The 18810-nt window shown below is 69.5% G+C and carries 17 protein-coding genes; 14 read left to right on the forward strand and 3 right to left on the reverse strand.

Going from position 1 to position 18810, the window contains the following annotated elements; all coding sequences use genetic code 11:
• Positions 1 to 53 precede the first annotated feature (53 nt).
• Positions 54 to 854, forward strand: a complete 801-nt coding sequence (locus ITJ68_RS17100; RefSeq protein WP_194663080.1) for an SDR family oxidoreductase — start codon at positions 54 to 56, stop codon at positions 852 to 854.
• Positions 855 to 1021: 167 nt separating this feature from the next.
• Here ITJ68_RS17100 and guaB read toward each other — a convergent pair whose 3' ends face one another.
• Positions 1022 to 2524, reverse strand: coding sequence for an IMP dehydrogenase (gene guaB / locus ITJ68_RS17105; protein ID WP_194663082.1), 1503 nt, complete (start codon positions 2522 to 2524; stop codon positions 1022 to 1024).
• A gap of 230 nt (positions 2525 to 2754) precedes the next feature.
• On the opposite strand from guaB, the gene ITJ68_RS17110 reads away from it, so the two are divergent.
• The 7 genes from ITJ68_RS17110 to ITJ68_RS17140 all read left to right on the forward strand — a co-directional run bounded on the left by ITJ68_RS17110 (position 2755) and on the right by ITJ68_RS17140 (position 10587).
• Entirely contained in the window at positions 2755 to 4182 is a 1428-nt protein-coding gene (locus tag ITJ68_RS17110) for a branched-chain amino acid ABC transporter permease (protein WP_323743360.1), read from the forward strand.
• Between the two features lie 12 nt (positions 4183 to 4194).
• Positions 4195 to 5181, forward strand: coding sequence for a branched-chain amino acid ABC transporter permease (locus ITJ68_RS17115; RefSeq protein ID WP_071276616.1), 987 nt, complete (start codon positions 4195 to 4197; stop codon positions 5179 to 5181).
• Positions 5174 to 6151 carry an ABC transporter ATP-binding protein gene (locus ITJ68_RS17120; RefSeq protein WP_323743361.1) on the forward strand — a complete coding sequence of 326 codons (978 nt, stop codon included), beginning with the start codon at positions 5174 to 5176 and terminating at the stop codon, positions 6149 to 6151. The genes ITJ68_RS17115 and ITJ68_RS17120 overlap by 8 nt, the downstream gene beginning before the upstream one ends.
• A 116-nt stretch (positions 6152 to 6267) precedes the next feature.
• Positions 6268 to 6993 carry an ABC transporter ATP-binding protein gene (locus tag ITJ68_RS17125; protein WP_228505998.1) on the forward strand — a complete coding sequence of 242 codons (726 nt, stop codon included), beginning with the start codon at positions 6268 to 6270 and terminating at the stop codon, positions 6991 to 6993.
• A gap of 268 nt (positions 6994 to 7261) precedes the next feature.
• Positions 7262 to 7444, forward strand: coding sequence for a hypothetical protein (locus ITJ68_RS17130; RefSeq protein ID WP_194663086.1), 183 nt, complete (start codon positions 7262 to 7264; stop codon positions 7442 to 7444).
• Positions 7445 to 7472: 28 nt separating this feature from the next.
• Positions 7473 to 8591, forward strand: a complete 1119-nt coding sequence (locus ITJ68_RS17135) for a GuaB3 family IMP dehydrogenase-related protein (protein WP_071276610.1) — start codon at positions 7473 to 7475, stop codon at positions 8589 to 8591.
• Positions 8592 to 8715: 124 nt separating this feature from the next.
• Complete coding sequence (locus ITJ68_RS17140; RefSeq protein ID WP_194663088.1) at positions 8716 to 10587, forward strand: glycerol-3-phosphate dehydrogenase/oxidase; 1872 nt, start codon at positions 8716 to 8718, stop codon at positions 10585 to 10587.
• Between the two features lie 90 nt (positions 10588 to 10677).
• On the opposite strand, the gene ITJ68_RS17145 is transcribed toward ITJ68_RS17140, so the two are convergent.
• Positions 10678 to 11181, reverse strand: a complete 504-nt coding sequence (locus ITJ68_RS17145) for a hypothetical protein (protein WP_194663090.1) — start codon at positions 11179 to 11181, stop codon at positions 10678 to 10680.
• 96 nt (positions 11182 to 11277) lie between these two features.
• Between ITJ68_RS17145 and ITJ68_RS17150 the strand changes: the two genes are divergently transcribed.
• Genes ITJ68_RS17150 through guaA form a run of 5 tightly spaced genes read left to right on the forward strand, consistent with a single transcriptional unit; the run spans position 11278 to position 16053 of the window.
• On the forward strand, positions 11278 to 11811 hold the full coding sequence (locus tag ITJ68_RS17150) for a cation:proton antiporter regulatory subunit (protein WP_194663092.1): 534 nt from the start codon (positions 11278 to 11280) through the stop codon (positions 11809 to 11811).
• A 5-nt stretch (positions 11812 to 11816) separates the two neighbouring features.
• Entirely contained in the window at positions 11817 to 13226 is a 1410-nt protein-coding gene (locus ITJ68_RS17155) for a cation:proton antiporter (RefSeq protein ID WP_194663094.1), read from the forward strand.
• Positions 13227 to 13231: 5 nt separating this feature from the next.
• Positions 13232 to 14011 (forward strand): SURF1 family cytochrome oxidase biogenesis protein, encoded by a 780-nt coding sequence (locus tag ITJ68_RS17160; RefSeq protein ID WP_194663096.1) that lies wholly within the window; start codon positions 13232 to 13234, stop codon positions 14009 to 14011.
• 9 nt (positions 14012 to 14020) lie between these two features.
• Positions 14021 to 14467 carry a DUF3817 domain-containing protein gene (locus ITJ68_RS17165; RefSeq protein WP_194626306.1) on the forward strand — a complete coding sequence of 149 codons (447 nt, stop codon included), beginning with the start codon at positions 14021 to 14023 and terminating at the stop codon, positions 14465 to 14467.
• Positions 14464 to 16053 carry a glutamine-hydrolyzing GMP synthase gene (gene guaA, locus ITJ68_RS17170; RefSeq protein WP_194663098.1) on the forward strand — a complete coding sequence of 530 codons (1590 nt, stop codon included), beginning with the start codon at positions 14464 to 14466 and terminating at the stop codon, positions 16051 to 16053. The genes ITJ68_RS17165 and guaA overlap by 4 nt, the downstream gene beginning before the upstream one ends.
• Before the next feature lie 361 nt (positions 16054 to 16414).
• Here the strand turns inward: guaA and ITJ68_RS17175 are convergent, their stop codons facing one another.
• Positions 16415 to 17269 carry a Bax inhibitor-1/YccA family membrane protein gene (locus tag ITJ68_RS17175; RefSeq protein ID WP_194663100.1) on the reverse strand — a complete coding sequence of 285 codons (855 nt, stop codon included), beginning with the start codon at positions 17267 to 17269 and terminating at the stop codon, positions 16415 to 16417.
• Positions 17270 to 17565: 296 nt separating this feature from the next.
• On the opposite strand from ITJ68_RS17175, the gene ITJ68_RS17180 reads away from it, so the two are divergent.
• Positions 17566 to 18810: a Gfo/Idh/MocA family protein gene (locus ITJ68_RS17180; RefSeq protein WP_194663102.1), complete on the forward strand. Its 1245-nt coding sequence runs from the start codon at positions 17566 to 17568 to the stop codon at positions 18808 to 18810.

Genomic DNA, 18810 nt, shown 5'->3' on the forward strand with positions numbered 1-18810 from the left:
CGGGCGGATGGTCCGGCAGTGCGCCCTGGAGGCTCGGCGTACGTTCCGCAGGCATGAGCGACTACCAGCCCACCAGAGCAATCGTCACCGGTTCCGAATCCGGCATCGGTCGCGCCACCGCCGTCGCGCTCGCCGCAGCGGGGATGGACGTCGGCATCACCTATCTGTCCGAGCCCGACCGTGCGAACGAGACCGCCGAGGAGGTCCGCGCCGCCGGACGCCAGGCCTTCGTCGAGCAGATCAACGTCAGCGACCTCGCCAGTGCCGGAGCCGTGATCGACCGCCTCGTCGAGCAGCTCGGCGGTGTCGACGTGATTGTCGCCGACGCCGGTACCGGCGACAACGCGCCGTTCCTCGAGATGACGCTCGACCAGTGGCGGCACACGGTGTCCACCGACCTGGACGGGGCGTTCGTCACGATCCAGGCCGCCGCTCGTCGGATGGTCGAGCAGGGCACGGGTGGGCGCATCATCGGCATCACGAGCGTCCACGAGCACCAGCCGCGGTACGGGTCGAGCGCGTACGACGCCGCGAAGCACGGACTCGGCGGCCTGCTGAAGACCATCGCGATCGAACTCGCCCAGTACGGGATCACGTCGAACGCGGTCGCACCCGGCGAGATCGCGACGCGGATGACCGGCGCCGAGGACGAGGACCCGCAGACGATCTCCCGCCCCGGGGTGCCGCTCGGCCGGCCGGGGAACGCCTGGGAGATCGCGGCGGCGGTGGCGTTCCTCGCCTCGCCAGCGTCGTCGTACATCACGGGGGTGTCGCTGCCCGTGGACGGCGGCATGCTGCAGATGGGGCCGCACGGAGGATCGCACATCACCTCGGACGACTGGCGCTCCGCCTGAGCCCTCGGGACGTCGGTCTCCGCGGGGCGTCGGTCTCCTCGGGGTATCGGTCTCAGCGGGGCGTCGGTCTCCTCGCGTGGACGGCGAGACGCCCCCTGGTCGGCGAGACGGTGCCGGATCCGGCGGTGTCTCGCTGACCAGGGGGCGTCAGGCGTGCGGGTGGTGCGTCAGCGGCTGTAGTTCGGGGCCTCGACGACCATCTGCACGTCGTGCGGGTGCGACTCCTTGAGCCCGGCCGCGGTGATGCGGACGAACTTGCCACGGGCCTTGAGTTCGGGGATCGTGCGGCCGCCGACGTAGAACATCGACTGCCGGAGCCCGCCGGTGAGCTGGTACACGACGTTGCCGACCGAGCCGCGATAAGGGACCTGCCCCTCGATGCCCTCGGGGATGAGCTTGTCGTCGTTCGGGACGTCCGCCTGGAAGTAGCGGTCCTTCGAGTACGAGGTCTTCTTGCCACGCGTCTGCAGTGCGCCGAGGGAGCCCATCCCGCGGTACGCCTTGAACTGCTTGCCGTTGACGAAGACCAGGTCCCCGGGGGACTCGTCCGTGCCCGCGAGCAGGGAGCCGAGCATCACGGTGTCGGCACCGGCGACCAGGGCCTTGGCGATGTCGCCCGAGTACTGCAGCCCGCCGTCGGCGATGATCGGGACGCCGGCCTCTCGTGCGGCGAGGGAGGCCTCGTACACCGCGGTCACCTGCGGGACGCCGACGCCGGCGACGACACGGGTGGTGCAGATGGAGCCGGGGCCGACGCCGACCTTGACGGCGTCCACACCGGCGTCGATGAGCGCCTGGGCACCGGCACGGGTCGCGACGTTGCCGCCGATCACGTCGATGGCGTCGAAGGACCGGTCGGCCTTGAGGCGGCGGACCATGTCGAGCACGCCTTCGCTCTCGCCGTTCGCGGTGTCGACCACGAGCACGTCGACGCCGGCGTCACGGAGCGCCTCGGCACGCTGCCAGGCGTCGCCGAAGAACCCGATCGCCGCGCCGACGCGCAGCCGGCCCTCGTCGTCCTTGGTGGCGTCCGGGTACTGCTCGCTCTTGTCGAAGTCCTTGACGGTGATGAGCCCGCGGAGCTTGCCGTCCGCGTCGACGAGCGGGAGCTTCTCGATCTTGTGCTGCGCGAAGATCGCGATCGCCGACTCGGGGTCGATGCCTTCGAGCGCGGTGATCAGCGGGGCCTTCGTCATGACGTCGCGGACGAGCGTGGTCTGCTGCTCGAACGGTGCGACGAAGCGCATGTCGCGGTTGGTGATGATGCCGACGAGGGTGCCGTCGGCCTCGACCACGGGGAGGCCGGAGACGCGGAACTGGCCGCAGAGCGCGTCGACCTCGGCCACGGTGGCGTCCGGGGTCGTGGTCACCGGGTTGGTGATCATGCCCGACTCGGACCGCTTCACCTTGTCGACGTAGGCGGCCTGGTCCTCGATGGAGAGGTTGCGGTGCAGGATGCCGATGCCACCCTGTCGCGCCATGGCGATCGCCATGCGGGACTCGGTGACGGTGTCCATCGCCGCCGAGAGCAGCGGGACGCTGACGGAGATCCGCTTGGTGAGCCGGGACGCGGTCGACGCCTCGCTCGGGATGACGTCGGTGTGCCCGGGCAGGAGCATGACGTCGTCGTACGTGAGTCCGATGAATCCGAACGGATCCGGCTGGTCCATGGGTCCCCTTCGTGGGCGCGTGAAGTGGTCGAGACACCGGACGCAGCGTCGGGTTCCGGATGGAACATGCTAACGCGGGAGCCGCGATGCGCATTCCGGCTGTGGAGGACTTGCCCACCGTTCCTCCACAGCATCACAGTTACGGCACGAATCACACAGGGAACACGTTGGAAACACGGGTGTCACAAAAAGCCCATAGGTTCCTCGGCATCCGAACGAGAGGCTCTTCCGTGGGATCCACAACTCCTGCGGGGCCGGCGCTGTTGCGCCGGTTCCGCCCCGGTGCGCCAGGTCGTCGTCGACTGGTGCTCGTCGTCGTGCTCGTCGCGGCCTTCCTGGCGACCTTCCTGATCGACTGGGCGGTGACCATCCCCGCCCAGGGCGCCACCCCCGCCGCGACGGCGAGTGCCAGTGCCAGCTCGGCCCCGTCGTCGAACCAGCCCTGCACCGTGAGCACGTCGAACGGCTGCATCCAGGGCACGATCCTCGACAGCGAGCGGGAGCCCGCCGTCGGCGTGGACGTCGACGTGGCGGGGCCGGCCGGCTTCGCGGCGACGTCCACCACGTCCGCGCAGGGCCGCTGGGCCGTGAGCGTGCCGGCAGCCGGCCAGTACTCGGTCACCGTCGACCAGGACACGCTGCCCAAGGGCCAGTTCCTGACGAACGCCGCCGACGCCAAGCGCACCGTGCAGGCGAACCTCAACGCGAACGCCGGACAGATCTTCCAGCTGTCGGACCAAGAGGGCGCCACCACGTCCGAGGCCGGCACCAGCGTCACCGCGGCGCGGGCATGGCAGCAGTTCGTGTCCGGCATCCGGCTCGGGCTGCTCATCGCCCTGGCGTCGATCGGTCTGTCACTGATCTACGGCACGACCGGCCTGTCGAGCTTCTCGCACGGTGAGCAGGTGACCCTCGGTGGCCTCCTCGCGTACACGTTCGCCAACCAGCTCCACATGAACATCTGGGTCGCTGGGGTGATCGTCGTGATCATCTGCGCGGCGAGCGGGTACCTGCAGGACATGGTGATCTGGAGTCCGCTCCGGCGCCGCCGCATCAGCCTCACGCAGCTGATGATCGTCACCATCGGTCTCTCGATCGCGGCGCAGTACGCCTTCCAGTACTTCTTCGGCGCCTCGACCGTCCGCATCCAGCAGAGCAACCCCCAGACGGTGACGTTCGCCGGGGTGACCCTGACCGTGCAGTCCTACGTGGCGATGGCCATCGCGCTCGTCGTGCTCATCCTCACCGGGCTGTTCCTCGCGAAGACCCGCTTCGGCCGGGCCACCCGCGCGGTGTCGGACAACCCGGCCCTGGCATCGGCGTCCGGCATCGACGTCGACCGGGTGATCCGCTTCGTGTGGACGCTCGCCGCCGGTCTCGCCGGGCTGTCGGGCGTGATGCTCGGCCTCGTGCTCAACGGCGTCAACTGGCAGACCGGCCTGCAGCTGCTCCTGCTCATGTTCGCGGCGGTGACGCTCGGTGGCCTCGGCACCGCCTACGGCGCCCTCGTCGGGTCGATGATCATCGGTGTCGTCGTCGAGCTCACGAACCTCGTGCTGCCGGGTGACTTCAAGTACGCCACCGCCCTCGTCATCCTCATCCTCATCCTGTTGTTCCGGCCGCAGGGCATCTTCGGCCGCGCCGAGCGGATCGGCTAAGGGAGCGCCGCCATGGACTACATCCTCAACCTCCTCAGTTCTCTGACGCAGGAGGCCCTCGCGCCCACGACGGCCGCGTTCGCGCTCGCCGCCATCGGGCTGAACGTGCACTTCGGCCTCACCGGACTCGTCAACATGGGTCAGGCGGCGTTCCTGCTGCTCGGTGCCTACGGGTTCGCCATCTCGATCACGAACGGCCTGCCCCTCGGGATGGCCGTCCTGGTCGCCCTGCTGGTCTCGATCGTGTTCGCGATCATCCTCGGCATCCCGACGCTCCGGCTCCGCGGCGACTACCTGGCGATCGTGACGATCTCCGGTGCGGAGATCATCCGGATGGTCGGACGCTCGAGTCTGTTGACCACGACCACGGGCGGCTCGAACGGCATCACCGGCTCGAGCTACCGCGACCCGTTCAACGCCCTCAGCTTCCTGCCCGACGGCACCACCACGATCCTGTGGTTCACGTACTCCAACAACGGCGTCAACGGCTGGTGGATCCGGATCGTCGGTTGGGGCCTCGTCGCCCTGTTCACGCTGGTGCTGTTCCTGCTCATGCGCAGCCCCTGGGGCCGTGTCGTGAAGGCCATCCGCGAGGACGAGGACGCCGTGCGCTCGCTCGGCAAGAGCGTCTACTCGTACAAGATGCAGGCGCTCGTGTTCGGTGGTGCGCTCGGAGCACTCGCCGGCATCATCTACGTCATCCCGAGTTCGGTGCAGCCGGACGCGATGGGTCGTTCGATGACCTTCTTCATCTGGACGGCGCTCATCCTCGGTGGGGCGGCGACGGTGTTCGGCCCCGTGCTCGGAGCCGTGCTGTTCTTCGTCGTCCGACTCGGCATCCGCACCCTGGCCGGGGACTTCATCCCGAACTCGATCATGAACGCGCAGCAGGCGGAGCAGTTCTCCTACGTGCTCGTCGGCGTCGCGCTCATGCTCCTCATCGTGTTCCGCCCCCAGGGACTCCTCGGCAACAAGAAGGAGCTGACGTTCAGTGTCTGAGCAGCACGCACCCGCGACCACGGTGTCGCACACGCCCGGGGCAGCGAAGCCCGACGCGATCCTGACGGTCGACAACATCAGCCGGAAGTTCGGCGGCATGACGGCGGTCGACGTCGACCACCTCGAGGTCCAGCGTGGTTCCATCACGGCGCTGATCGGCCCGAACGGTGCCGGCAAGACCACGTTCTTCAACCTGCTCACCGGCTTCGACAAGCCGACGAGCGGGAAAGACGCCCGCTGGCAGTTCAACGGCGCGACGCTCGGCAACACCGGTGCCGCGAAGGTCGCCCGAGCCGGCATGGTCCGCACGTTCCAGCTGACCAAGGCGCTGTCCCGCCTCACCGTGATGCAGAACATGCTCCTCGGTGCGAAGGACCAGCCCGGCGAGAACTTCTTCGCCGCGCTCATCCGTCCGCTGTGGTCCAAGCGCGAGAAGGAGATCACGGCGAAGGCCGAGGACCTCCTGGCCCGCTTCAAGCTCCTCGAGAAGAAGGACGACTACGCGGGCTCGCTCTCGGGCGGCCAGCGGAAGCTCCTCGAGATGGCACGGGCGCTCATGTCCGACCCGACGATGATCATGCTCGACGAGCCGATGGCCGGCGTGAACCCCGCGCTGACCCAGTCGCTCCTCGGCCACATCCAGTCCCTGCGCGACGACGGCATGACCGTGCTGTTCGTCGAGCACGACATGCACATGGTCCGGCACATCTCGGACTGGGTCGTCGTGATGGCCGAGGGCCGTGTCGTCGCCGAGGGACCTGCCACGACCGTGATGGACGACCAGGCCGTCATCGACGCCTACCTGGGCGCACACCACGACACGGACCTGGGCGACGACTCGCTCCTCACCGAGGAGACCTACGAGGAGCTCGCCGAGGAGGTCGCCGACGAGGACCACGCGGCGCCAGGCGCGACGCACGACACCACAGCAGACGCGGCCGACGCCGCCGACGGGAAGGCCACCCGATGACCGACGCGACCAACGGGTCCCACGCGACCAACGGGTCCCACGCGACGAGCGGCGCGGACGCGGGGCGAGCCTCCAGTCCGGCAGCGGGATCGGGCACGGCCACCCTGGAACCGGTGATGCGGGCCAGCGGGCTCGTCGCCGGGTACCTGCCGGGCGTCAACATCCTCAACGGCTGCGACCTGGAGTGCTACCCGGGCGAGCTCATCGGGATCATCGGCCCGAACGGCGCCGGCAAGTCCACGCTGCTCAAGGCCCTCTTCGGCCTGGTATCGGTCCGCGAGGGCTCGGTGACCCTCGAGGGCGCCGACATCACGAACATGAAGGCGAACAAGCTCGTGCAGGCCGGCGTCGGCTTCGTGCCGCAGTCGAACAACGTGTTCCCCTCGCTCTCGATCGAGGAGAACCTGCAGATGGGGATCTACCTCCGCCCGAAGAAGTTCTCCGAACGGCTCGAGGTCATCTACGACCTGTTCCCCGTCCTCGGCGAGCGGAAGGGCCAGCGCGCCGGATCGCTGTCCGGTGGTGAGCGGCAGTCGGTCGCCATGGCCAGGGCGCTGATGATGGACCCGAAGGTGCTGCTGCTCGACGAGCCGAGCGCCGGACTGTCCCCGGTGCGCCAGGACGAGACCTTCATCCGCACCCGGCGCATCAACAAGGCGGGGGTGTCGATCATCATGGTCGAGCAGAACGCGCGACGCTGTCTCCAGATCTGCGATCGTGGGTACGTGCTCGACCAGGGTCGGAACGCGTACTCGGGCACCGGGCGGGAGCTCGCTGATGACCCCAAGGTCATCGAGCTCTACCTCGGGACGCTCGCCAAGGACGTCGACGCCGCTCGTTGAGCGGAGTCGACGTCGGCCTCGCTCACTGAGCGTGGCCGACATCGCCGGTGCCGCTGTGGGGGCGGTGCCGGCACGAGAGGGGTCGTGCGAAGTCGCGTCAGCGCCGCACGGCCCCTTTCCCTCATCCGTGATGGTGACCGCTCGGCAGTTCGCGGGCCGCGCACACGGCACGGCACGGAACAGCGCAGCGCAGCGCGGCACGGAACAGCGCAGCGCGGCACGGCCTGGAGGCTCGGCTCACCCCCGCCGAGCAGGTAGCGTTCCGCAGGTGGACCGGGTCTCGAGCATCGCGATGGACATCCTCGTGTGGGTGGTCTTCGCGGTGCTCTTCATCGGAGCGGCGCTGCTCGTCAAGGTCGCCGCGGCGCTGCTCGTCGTGCTCATCGTGCTGGCGCTCGGGCTCGGGCTGACCCTCCGCATGCTCCGCCGGAAGCGCCGCCGCCCGCGCTGACCGGCCCCGCGCCCGCTAGGCTTGCCGGGTGAGTGAAGTCGAGATCGGTGCAGGCAAGCGCGGACGTCGGGCGTACGCGTTCGACGACATCGCAGTGGTCCCCTCGCGGCGCACCCGCGACCCGCAGGACGTCAGCGTCCAGTGGTCGATCGACGCCTTCACCTTCGAGGCGCCGATCCTCGCGGCACCGATGGACTCCGTGTCCTCGCCCGCGACGGTGATCCAGATGGGGCGCCTGGGCATCCTCGGCGTGCTCGACCTCGAAGGCCTCTGGACCCGGTACGAGGACCCCGAGCCCTACTACGCCGAGATCCGCGCGCTCACCGACGGCAACGTCACGAAGCGCATGCAGGAGATCTACGCCGAGCCGGTCAAGGCCGAGCTGATCACGGCGCGCCTGGCCGAGATCCGTGCCGCCGGTGTCCCGGTCGCCGGCTCGCTCAGCCCCCAGCGCACCCAGGAGTTCTCGAAGACGGTCGTCGACGCCGGTGTCGACCTGTTCGTCATCCGCGGCACCACCGTCTCCGCCGAGCACGTCTCGCAGAACACCGAGCCGCTCAACCTCAAGAAGTTCATCTACGAGCTCGACGTCCCCGTGATCGTCGGCGGCGCCTCGACCTACACGGCCGCGCTGCACCTGATGCGCACCGGTGCTGCCGGCGTCCTGGTGGGCTTCGGCGGCGGTGCGGCGTCGACCACGCGCGCGGCGCTCGGGATCCACGCGCCGATGGCGACCGCGGTGGCCGACATCGCCGGTGCCCGACGTGACTACATGGACGAGTCCGGCGGCCGCTACGTGCACGTCATCGCCGACGGCGGCCTCGACACCGCCGGCGACGTCGTCAAGGCGATCGCGATGGGTGCCGACGCCGTCATGCTCGGCACCGTGCTCGCCCGTGCCTCCGAGGCACCCGGCGGCGGCTTCCACTGGGGTGCCGAGGCCCACCACCCGGAGCTGCCCCGCGGCCGCCGGGTCGAGGTCGGCACGATCGCCCCGCTCGAGGACGTCCTCAACGGCCCCACGCCGACCTGGGACGGCCGCGCGAACATCGTCGGTGCCCTGCGTCGGTCGATGGCGACGACCGGGTACTCCGACGTCAAGGAGTTCCAGCGAGTAGAAGTGGTCGTGGCGCCGTACCACCGCTGACGGCGGTGCGCCCGGTCCTCCGGGTGACGCCCGGCGCCTGAGCAGAGCACGCGAACGCTCCGCACCGGGGCGCGCGGGTGCTCCTGAGCAGAGCACGCAGGTGCTCGGGTGCGCGGAGGCGACCATGGCAACGACGGTCTCAGGCAAGAAGGCACCGACAGGTGCGTTCGGCACGGCGGGGTTCGACCCGCGGGCGAAGCTCGGCCCGGACGAACGGGCGGCGGCGATCGAGACGCTGAAGACGAAGGAGCTCGACGTCCTGGTCGTCGGCGGCGGGATCGTCGGTGGCGGCAGCGCCCTCGACGCCGTGACCCGCGGTCTCAGCGTCGGCATCGTCGAGGCGCGCGACTGGGGCTCGGGGACGTCGAGCCGGTCGTCGAAGCTCGTGCACGGCGGCATCCGCTACCTCGAGCAGCTCAACTTCGCCCTGGTGCGCGAGGCCCTCATCGAGCGCGGCCTGCTGCTGCAGCGCATCGCCCCGCACCTGGTGAAGCCGGTCCGGTTCCTGTACCCGCTCAACCACCGTGTGTGGGAGCGCTTCTACATCGGGATCGGCATGGCGATGTACGACGCCTTCAGCTGGTCCGGCGGTCGTCCTCCGGGCGTCCCGCACCACCGCCACCTCAGCCGCACGCAGGTGCTGAAGTCGATGCCGTCCCTGAAGAAGGACGCCTTCGTCGGCGGCATGACCTACTACGACGCGCAGGTCGACGACGCCCGCTACGTGTCCTCGCTCGTCCGGACCGCCGCGGCCTACGGTGCGCACGCCGCCGCGCGGGTCCGCATCGAGGGCTTCATCAAGGTCGGGGAACGCGTCGTCGGTGCCCACGCGCACGACATCCAGACGGGCGAGCGGTTCGACATCCGGGCCAAGCAGGTCGTCAACGCGACCGGCGTCTGGACCGACGACACGCAGGCGATGGTCGGCACCCGCGGGCAGTTCAAGGTCCGGGCGTCGAAGGGCGTGCACCTCGTCATCCCGCGCGACCGCTTCCAGTCGAACATGGGCATGATCCTGCGCACCGAGAAGAGCGTGCTGTTCGTGATCCCGTGGGGCCGGCACTGGCTGGTCGGCACGACGGACACCGACTGGTACCTCGACAAGGCGCACCCGGCGGCCACCGCGGCGGACATCGACTACATCCTCGAGCACGTCAACACCGTCCTCCGGGTCCCGCTGACGCGCGAGGACGTCGAGGGCGTCTACGCCGGCCTCCGCCCGCTGCTCGCTGGCGAGTCCGACCAGACCTCGAAGCTCAGCCGCGAGCACGTCGTCACCCACACTGCGCCCGGCCTGGTCGTCGTCGCCGGTGGCAAGTGGACGACGTACCGCGTGATGGGCAAGGACGCCATCGACGAGGCCGTCGCCGCGATGGACGGCACGATCCCGGCGTCCACCACGCAGGACATCCCGCTGCTCGGCGCCGAGGGCTACCCGGCCGCGTGGAACAAGCGCGGTCGCACCGCTCGCTCGTTCGGCCTGCACAAGGTCCGCATCGAGCACCTGCTGAACCGCTACGGCACGCTGACCACCGAGGTGCTGCAGCTCGTGAAGGAGGACCCGGCACTCGCTGAGGCCCTGCCGGGCGCCGACGACTACATCGGCGCCGAGGTCGTCTACGCGGCCTCGCACGAGGGTGCCCTGCACCTGGAGGACGTCCTCGCCCGCCGCACCCGCATCTCGATCGAGGCCTGGGACCGCGGTGACTCGGCCGCCCCCGTCGCCGCACGGCTGATGGCCGGCGTGCTCGGCTGGGACCAGGAGCAGACCGAGGCCGAGGTGGCGAACTACCGCAAGCGGGTCGCGGCCGAGCGCGAGTCGCAGCTCCAGCCCGACGACGAGTCCGCTGACCGCGTCCGCCTCGAGGCCCCGGACATCGCCTTCGGCTTCGACGAGGACGACGTCGTCCCCGGTGGCGGCCGCAGCGACGGCGCCGAGGGCGCCAAGGCGTCCGACGAGCAGGTCATCGGCGAGAAGACGAGCGAACCGGAGTAGACCCGGCCCCGGTCGGACGCGACGAGCGTCGACGAGGGGAGTCGCGCCTCCCGGCTGGTGCTGCCGGCCTGGAGGCGCGACCCGCGTCCGTCAGGCGACCAGTGTCGTCGACGTGGTGCGGAGGGCGCGGCGTCGCTCGCCGAACACGAGCACCACCGGGATCGCGACCAGCGCGACCGCACTGGTGACGAAGAGGACACCGGCCCAGACGGTGTGGGCGCCGCCGCTGACGCCGTAGCCGTCGGCGACGTCCATGCCGAGCTGGAAGCCGGCGATGAAGAAGGGGACCGCGCCAGCGGCGATGATCCCGAGCATCCAGGCGATGACGAAGTGCGGCTCCACGCGCCTGCGCAGCGTCACCGTCGCGACCACGATCGCCAGGGCGACGCCGATGGACGCGGTGACGAGGACGGCGACGACGTCACCGCGGACGTCGAACCCCTGCCGTTCGAGGTGCGCGTGGATCGCGCCGAGCGAGGTGCCGGGCACCGCCGCGAGCGGATCCAGCACGAGTTGCTGCACGGCCAGCAGCGCCGCGTACACCGTGACGACCAGCACCCCGACGACGGCCACGACGATCCGAGTTCTCCCCATGCACAGAACAGTAGACGGCATCCACAGAAGAGCAGACGGCGGAATGGACGGACCCCTTCGGTGGTTAGCATGGGAGTCCTGGGAAAGGGAGCCATCATGGTCGACGTTCATCGCGTCAAACTCCCCGGAGTCGGCGTACTGCACAGCTTCTACACCGACGACGGTGGCAAGTGCGGGGTCATCACGCACCGGTCGGGTCACTCCGACCTCATCTCCTTCGCCGACGTCTCGGACGGCGCCGACAAGTCGGAGAAGGTCTCGCTGCGCCTCAGCGACGACGAGGCCCACACGCTCGCCGAGCTCCTCGGCGGCACCCGGATCACGGAGGGCCTCGACAAGCTCGACGAGATCCCCGGCCTGTCCATCGACTGGTTCTCCGTCGACTACGACGACGCCATCGCCGGCAAGCCGCTCGGCGACCTGCACGACTCGGGCTTCATCGGCCTGACCGTCGTCGCCGTGGTCCGTGGCGACAGCGCCAACCCGGCCCCCTCGGCCGACTTCGTGGTCTTCCCCGGCGACACCATCGTCGTGGCCGGTTCCCCCGAGAAGGTCACCAAGGCCTTCTCCTTCTACCGCAGCGGTGAGCTCGCGGCGGCTGCTGCTGCCGAGGCGCCGCCCGGAAGGTAACCGGCATGCACCTCGGTGGTGAGCTGCTCACCATCGGTGCCCTGTTCCTCATCGCCTACGTCCTCGGACGCCTGGGCAAGCTGATCGGCCTGCCCGCCATCCCGATCTACATGGTCGTCGGGCTCATCGCGAGCCCGCACACGCCGTGGATCGGGCTGAGTGTCGAGTCGCACACGATCGAGCTGATCGCGACCTTCGGCCTGATCCTGCTGCTGTTCAACCTCGGGCTCGAGTTCGACCAAGAGGAGTTCTACGGCAACGCCGGCAAGCTCCTGGTCTCCGGCGGCACGTACGTCGCGATCAACATGGCCGTCGGCTTCGCGTTCGGGTTCTCCCTCGGCTGGGGCACCCGCGAAGCCCTGGTGATCGCGGGCATGACGGCCACCTCGTCGAGCGCGATCGTCACGAAGCTCCTCATCGAGCTCCGGCGGCTCGCCAACGACGAGACCCCGATGATCCTCGGCGTCACCGTGATCGAGGACGTCTTCATCGCGATCTACCTCGCGATCGTGTCCGTCGTGCTCTCCGGTGACACGAACATCTGGGGCGTGATCGGCAAGCTCGCGCTCGCGTTCGGCTTCCTCATCGTGATGTTCAGCCTGGCGCGGTGGGGCGGCAAGCAGGTCTCCAAGCTGTTCGCCACCCGCGACGACGAGCTCTTCACGGTGCTGTTCTTCGGCCTCGCGGTGATGTTCGGCGGCATCGGCGACCTGCTCGGCGTGACCGACGCCATCGGGGCGTTCGTCATCGGCCTGCTCTGCGGTGCGACGCGCTACCGCGACCGCATCGAGCAGCTCGCGCTCCCGATGCGCGACGTCTTCGCGGCGTTCTTCTTCGTCAACTTCGGCCTCGGGCTCGACATCGCGACCTTCGGCGAGGTGGTCTGGCCGGTGCTCGCCGCGATCGGCATGACCGTGGTGCTGAACGCCGTCGCAGGTCAGCTCGTCGCCCGGATGAACGGCTTCAACGTCCAGCAGGGCATCAACACCGCCGTCATCCTGGTGAACCGTGGCGAGTTCGCGCTGATCCTCGCGACGCTCTCGGCCGCCGCCGGACTCGAGGACCGGATCACCGCGTTCGCGGGCCTCTACGTCCTGATCATGGCCGTCCTGGGCCCCGTGCTCGCCATCAACTCGGACCGCATCGGCCGCCTCGTGATCCGCCCGGCGCGGGTCCGCAAGCTGCGGGGGCGCGAGCGCGCCGCCGCCGAGGCCGCAGCCGCCCGCAAGGCCGAGCGGGACCGCCGGTTCGCCGACGAGATCGCGCTCGTGGAGGCGGCTGGCAGGGACGAGCGGGAGAATGGGCAGCCTGCGGCGACGCCGGAGCCCGAGACCGTGAGCACCGGGACGTCGTCGATCGAGACCCCCGCCGAGCGCCCCGAACGCCCGGCCCGTCCGCGCGATCCGGAGTACTGATACAGATGTGGGCAGTCGCCCGACGACCGAGGTGGATCGCGCTGCTGTTGCTCGCGCTGGTCCTCGCTGCGGTGTTCGCCTTCCTGGGCAAGTGGCAGCTCGAGCGGAGCATCGAGAACGGCAAGCCGCTGCCCGCCACCACCGAGACCCGCAAGGTGCTCTCCGACGTCTCGAAGCCCGAGCGTGGGGTGGGCGACAGCCTGGCCGGCCAGCGGGTGACCGTCACCGGCCGCTTCGTCGCCGGCGACACGACCGTGCTGACAGGCCGCAGTGGGGGTGGCCGCTACCAGACCGTGGGACACATGGTCGACACGACCACGGGGGCGAGCCTCCCGGTCGTCCTCGGGTGGTCCGACCAGCGGTCGGCCGCCGTCGCCGGTGGTGACCGCATGGCGGACGGCGCGACCGTCACCGTGCAGGGTCGGTACTACCCGTCCGAGTCCCCGGACCAGGACGCCTTCCAGCGGGACGAGTACTCGGCGGTCGCCCCCGCCCGGTTCGTGAACACGTGGAAGGCCTTCGACGACCGGATGTACGGCGGGTACGTCGTCGCCGACGGCACCACCGCATCCGCAGCTGACCTCGGCACCGTCGCCGACCGGGCGCCCACACGCGAGGTCCAGTTCGACTGGCTCAACCTGTTCTACGCGGTCGAGTGGGTCGTCTTCGCCGGCTTCGCCGTGTTCCTGTGGTGGCGCTTCGTGAAGGACACCTGGGAACGAGAAGAGGACGAGCGTCAGCAGGCCGACCTCGCCCCCTCCGGCCTGACCACCGAGCGACGATAGGCTCTCCACATGGCTCTGACCGTCCGTACCCGCGACGTCCCCAAGATCCCGGGGGCCGTCCGGTTCTACCGCGTCTCCGCGTACGTCACGGGCGTGCTCCTGCTCGCCCTGGTCGTCGAGGTCGTCATCAAGTACACGCCCATCCAGCGTGAGATGCAGCTCGGCGGCGGCGCCTTCTTCGTGCCGAACGGCACCGCCGGAGAGGCCCCCGGCACCTTCAACCTGTCGATCGCGATCCTCATCGCACACGGCTGGCTGTACGTCGTGTACCTGTTCGCCGACTTCCGCCTGTGGAGCATCATGCGCTGGCGGCCGTCGCGCTTCCTGCTCATCGCGCTCGGCGGTGTCATCCCGTTCATGTCCTTCGTGGTCGAGCACCGCATGCAGCAGGCCGCCATGACCACCTACCACGAGCTGACCGCTGCCCAGCAGCGTGAGAAAGAGAGCGCTCGGTGAGCGAGACCGACCAGCGACCCGTCCTCGTCGTCGACTTCGGTGCGCAGTACGCGCAGCTGATCGCACGACGCGTCCGTGAGGCCAACGTCTACAGCGAGATCGTCCCGCACTCCATGTCGGCGGAGGAGATCCGCGCGAAGGACCCCGCAGCCATCGTGCTGTCCGGCGGTCCGTCGTCCGTGTACGAGGACGGCGCCCCGGCACTCGACGGCGCCATCCTCGAGCTCGGCGTCCCCGTGCTCGGCATCTGCTACGGCTTCCAGGCGATGGCGACCGCCCTCGGTGGCACGGTCGCGAACACCGGGCTCCGCGAGTACGGCGCGACCGCGGTCGACGTGACCGGCACCGACTCGGTGCTGCTCGGGGGCCAGCCGGCGGCGCAGACCACCTGGATGTCCCACGGTGACTCGGTGTCCGAGGCACCCGAGGGCTTCGAGGTCCTCGCGTCGAGCTCCTCCACACCGGTGGCGGCCTTCGCGTCCGACGAGCGCAAGCTCTACGGCGTGCAGTGGCACCCCGAGGTCAAGCACTCCGCGTTCGGGCAGGCCGTGCTCGAGAACTTCCTGCACCGCGCCGCCGGACTGCCGGGTGACTGGAACTCCGCGAACGTGATCGAGGAGCAGGTCGAGCGCATCCGTGCGCAGGTCGGTTCTGCCCGCGTCATCGCGGGGTTGTCCGGCGGCGTCGACTCCGCCGTGGCTGCTGCCCTGGTGCACAAGGCCGTCGGTGACCAGCTCACGTGCGTGTTCGTCGACCACGGGCTGCTGCGCGCGGACGAGCGCAAGCAGGTGGAGGAGGACTACGTCGCCTCCACCGGTGTGCGGCTCGTCACGGTCGACGCCGAGCAGCAGTTCCTCGACGCCCTGGCCGGTGTCAGCGACCCCGAGCAGAAGCGCAAGATCATCGGGCGCGAGTTCATCCGCACGTTCGAGGCGGCGGCAGAGGCCCTGGTGCTCGAGGCGAAGTCCGAGTCGTCCGACGACGGCTCCGGCGAGGTCGAGTTCCTCGTCCAGGGGACGCTCTACCCCGACGTCGTCGAGTCCGGTGGCGGTGCCGGCACCGCGAACATCAAGTCGCACCACAACGTGGGCGGTCTGCCCGAGGACATGACGTTCAAGCTCGTCGAGCCGCTGCGCACCCTGTTCAAGGACGAGGTCCGTGCGGTCGGGCGTGAGCTCGGACTGCCCGAGGTCATCGTCGGTCGCCAGCCGTTCCCCGGACCCGGGCTCGGCATCCGCATCGTCGGAGAAGTCACCGCCGAGCGCCTGGAGATCCTGCGCGCAGCCGACGCCATCGCCCGCGCCGAGCTCAGCGCCGCCGGCCTGGACGACGAGATCTGGCAGTGCCCGGTCGTGCTCCTCGCCGACGTCCGCTCCGTGGGCGTGCAGGGCGACGGTCGCACGTACGGGCACCCGATCGTGCTCCGTCCCGTGTCGTCCGAGGACGCCATGACCGCCGACTGGACCCGCCTGCCGTACGACGTGCTCGCGAAGATCTCCAACCGCATCACGAACGAGGTGCGCGACGTCAACCGCGTCGTGCTCGACGTGACGTCGAAGCCGCCGGGGACGATCGAGTGGGAGTGAGTCTCCCGTCCTGAAGGGGTCCGACGCGTGAGGCGTCGGGCCCCTTCGTCGTTCCGGGGCCTCCCGTGTCGTCGATGTCCCTCGGTGAGATCGCACTTCGTGTCGGCTCCGCCTGCGCCGAGCCGACACGAAGTGCGATCTCAGCCGGGTGGGGGCGCGGGCGTCGGGTGCCCGGCGCCGAGTGGTCACGACTTCCCGTCTGCGTGTCGCCGGACGGTCGGAGATCGTCGGACGCGGCATCGTCGAGCGACGGTTCGTGGCCGGTGGACGAACGTGAGCGGGGTGTTGCGACCGGTCGGCGGGCGTGGGGCGGGAACGACGAAGGGCCCCGGCGAGTGCCGGGGCCCTTCGGGTGTGCGTGCTAGTTGCGGGAGCTGCTCGCGATGATGGCGAGGATGCGCAGGATCTCGAGGTAGAGCCAGACGAGCGTCACGATGAGGCCGAACGCGGCGGTCCACCCGTAGATGCGCGGAGCGCCACGCTGGACGCCGGTCTGGATCTGGTCGAAGTCGAGGATGAGCGAATAGGCCGCCATGACGACCACGAAGATGCCGATCAGGACGCCGAGCGGGATGCCGAAGAAGGTCACACCGAGGAGGCCGAACGCGCTGTTGGTCACGCCGGTGAGCGAGAGCACGATGTTCACGAGCGAGAACGCCATGTACCCGACCATCGCGATGAGGAAGAACTTCGTCGCCTTGGGGGTCGCACGGACCTTGCCGGAGCGGAAGAGCAGCAGGGTGACGAAGAACACGCCCAGCGTGCCGAAGATCGCCTGCGTGACGATGCCCTCGAACGCCGAGTTGTAGTAGCCGGAGATGCCACCGACGAACAGGCCCTCGAAGAACGCGTACGCGAGCACCAGCCCGGCGGACGGCTTCTTCTTGAAGGTGTTCACCAGCGCCAGGACGAACCCGATGACCGCGCCGGCGATCCAGACGATCGGGGGGAGGTTCCACCCGGCCACGGCGCCGACGACGAGCACGCCGAACGCCATGAGCGTCTTGACGATGGTGTCCTCGTACGACATGCGGTCCGTGTCGACGGTGTTCGCCGCCGGACGGTCGTACATGTACTGCAGCTGCTCGGGCGTCATGCCGGCGGACTGCTGCGGCGTCGCGCCCCAGCGGTTCTGCTGCTGCGAGCCGGCGCTCCAAGCGTTCCGGCCCGCGTCGTTGAAGGCGGGGGACTGATCGAAACCGGGCTTGAAAGCCATGGTGTCCTCGTGATTCCTCTGGTCGGATCGTGAGCGGGAACGGCGGATGCGTTCCTTCGCGTCCTCTCAGCCTAGGTGTGCGGCGCAACGAAAGGCTGAGGATTCGCGGCAAGCGGACGGCGGAGGTGCTGCCGTCGCGAGCACTCTACGGGCGCGTGCTGCGGGACCCCCTCGCGATCGACGGGAGTTCGCCGAGAGCACGGTCGGGACCGCCGACGCAGCAGGGGTTGACACGAGTAAACCCGGGCGCGACGATGGGACCTGCAACGACGCACACCCGCCAGCAAGGAGCCAGCATGACGTTCACCCTCGGCATGGTCGGAGCCGGCCAGTTCTCCAGCCACTTCGCCACCCTCTTCGAGAAGCACCCGGGCATCTCCGCCGTCTACGCCACCGACGTGCTCCCCGAGCGTGCGGACCAGCTCGCCGAGGAACTCCACCTCGCCGGCACGTTCCCGTCGTTCGAGGACATGCTCGCCAGCCCCGACGTCGACGCCGTCGCGATCTTCACGCAGCGCTGGACGCACGGTCCGCTCGTCCTGCAGGCCCTCAGTGCCGGCAAGCACGTGTACTCGGCCGTCCCGATGGCCACGGCGCTGACGGAGATCGAGTCGATCATCGCGGCCGTCGAGGAGACGGGCCTCACGTACATGATGGGCGAGACCAGCCAGTACAACCCGGCGACGGTCTTCGCCCGCCAGAAGGCCGAGCAGGGTGCGTTCGGCCGGGTCTTCTACGCCGAGGGCGACTACGTCCACGACATGGACCTCGGCTTCTACGACGCCTACAAGTACAGCGGCGGCGACGAGTGGAAGGCCACGGCCAGCTACCCGCCCATGTGGTACCCGACGCACGCGATCGGCGGCGTCCTCGGCGCGGTCCCGCGGCACGCCACGAGCGTCAGCTGCATCGGCGTCCACGACGACCGCGGCGACGGGGTCTTCGACACCGAGGTCAGCATGTTCGACAACGACTTCTCGAACATGACCGCGCTGTTCGAGCTCGACGGCGGCGGGTCCATGCGCATCAACGAGTTCCGTCGCGTGGGCTTCCCCTCGTACATCCGCGAGAGCCGCTTCCGCTGGTTCGGCACCGACGGCAGCTTCGAGCAGCTCGTGACGAACTCCGTCTGGCAGGACCGCGAGGGCGTGACCGACGTCTCCGACCAGCTCGAGAACCGTCCGACCATGGAGGACGACGACCCCCGCCTGGCCGACGTGTCCCCGGCGCTCCGCAGCTCGTTCGTCTCCGGACACGCGCCCGTGCACGACGCCCTGACGGACCGCCTGCCCGCGGAGTTCGACTTCGCGCCGAACGGGCACGAGGGCTCGCACCAGCTCCTCGTCGACGACTTCGTCCGCGCCGTGAACGACGGCGTGCTGCCGCCGGTCAACGCCTGGCAGGCCTCGCGGTACACGCTGCCCGGCCTCGTCGCACTCGAGTCCGCCCGACGCGACGGCGAGCGGCTCCCGATCCCCGACCAGGGTGACGCGCCCGTGGCCGTCGGGGAAGCCCTCCCGGTGGCGCACCGGGTGTCATGA

This window comes from Curtobacterium sp. VKM Ac-1395 (assembly GCF_015350975.1).
GTDB lineage: Bacteria > Actinomycetota > Actinomycetes > Actinomycetales > Microbacteriaceae > Curtobacterium.

Coding starts and splice junctions, on each gene's coding strand:
- ITJ68_RS17100 (WP_194663080.1), top strand. CDS start 54: ATGAGCGACTACCAGCCCACCAGAGCAATCGTCACCGGTTCCGAATCC.
- guaB (WP_194663082.1), bottom strand. CDS start 2,524: ATGGACCAGCCGGATCCGTTCGGATTCATCGGACTCACGTACGACGAC.
- ITJ68_RS17115 (WP_071276616.1), top strand. CDS start 4,195: ATGGACTACATCCTCAACCTCCTCAGTTCTCTGACGCAGGAGGCCCTC.
- ITJ68_RS17125 (WP_228505998.1), top strand. CDS start 6,268: ATGCGGGCCAGCGGGCTCGTCGCCGGGTACCTGCCGGGCGTCAACATC.
- ITJ68_RS17140 (WP_194663088.1), top strand. CDS start 8,716: ATGGCAACGACGGTCTCAGGCAAGAAGGCACCGACAGGTGCGTTCGGC.
- ITJ68_RS17145 (WP_194663090.1), bottom strand. CDS start 11,181: ATGGGGAGAACTCGGATCGTCGTGGCCGTCGTCGGGGTGCTGGTCGTC.
- ITJ68_RS17150 (WP_194663092.1), top strand. CDS start 11,278: ATGGTCGACGTTCATCGCGTCAAACTCCCCGGAGTCGGCGTACTGCAC.
- ITJ68_RS17155 (WP_194663094.1), top strand. CDS start 11,817: ATGCACCTCGGTGGTGAGCTGCTCACCATCGGTGCCCTGTTCCTCATC.
- ITJ68_RS17160 (WP_194663096.1), top strand. CDS start 13,232: ATGTGGGCAGTCGCCCGACGACCGAGGTGGATCGCGCTGCTGTTGCTC.
- ITJ68_RS17165 (WP_194626306.1), top strand. CDS start 14,021: ATGGCTCTGACCGTCCGTACCCGCGACGTCCCCAAGATCCCGGGGGCC.
- ITJ68_RS17175 (WP_194663100.1), bottom strand. CDS start 17,269: ATGGCTTTCAAGCCCGGTTTCGATCAGTCCCCCGCCTTCAACGACGCG.
- ITJ68_RS17180 (WP_194663102.1), top strand. CDS start 17,566: ATGACGTTCACCCTCGGCATGGTCGGAGCCGGCCAGTTCTCCAGCCAC.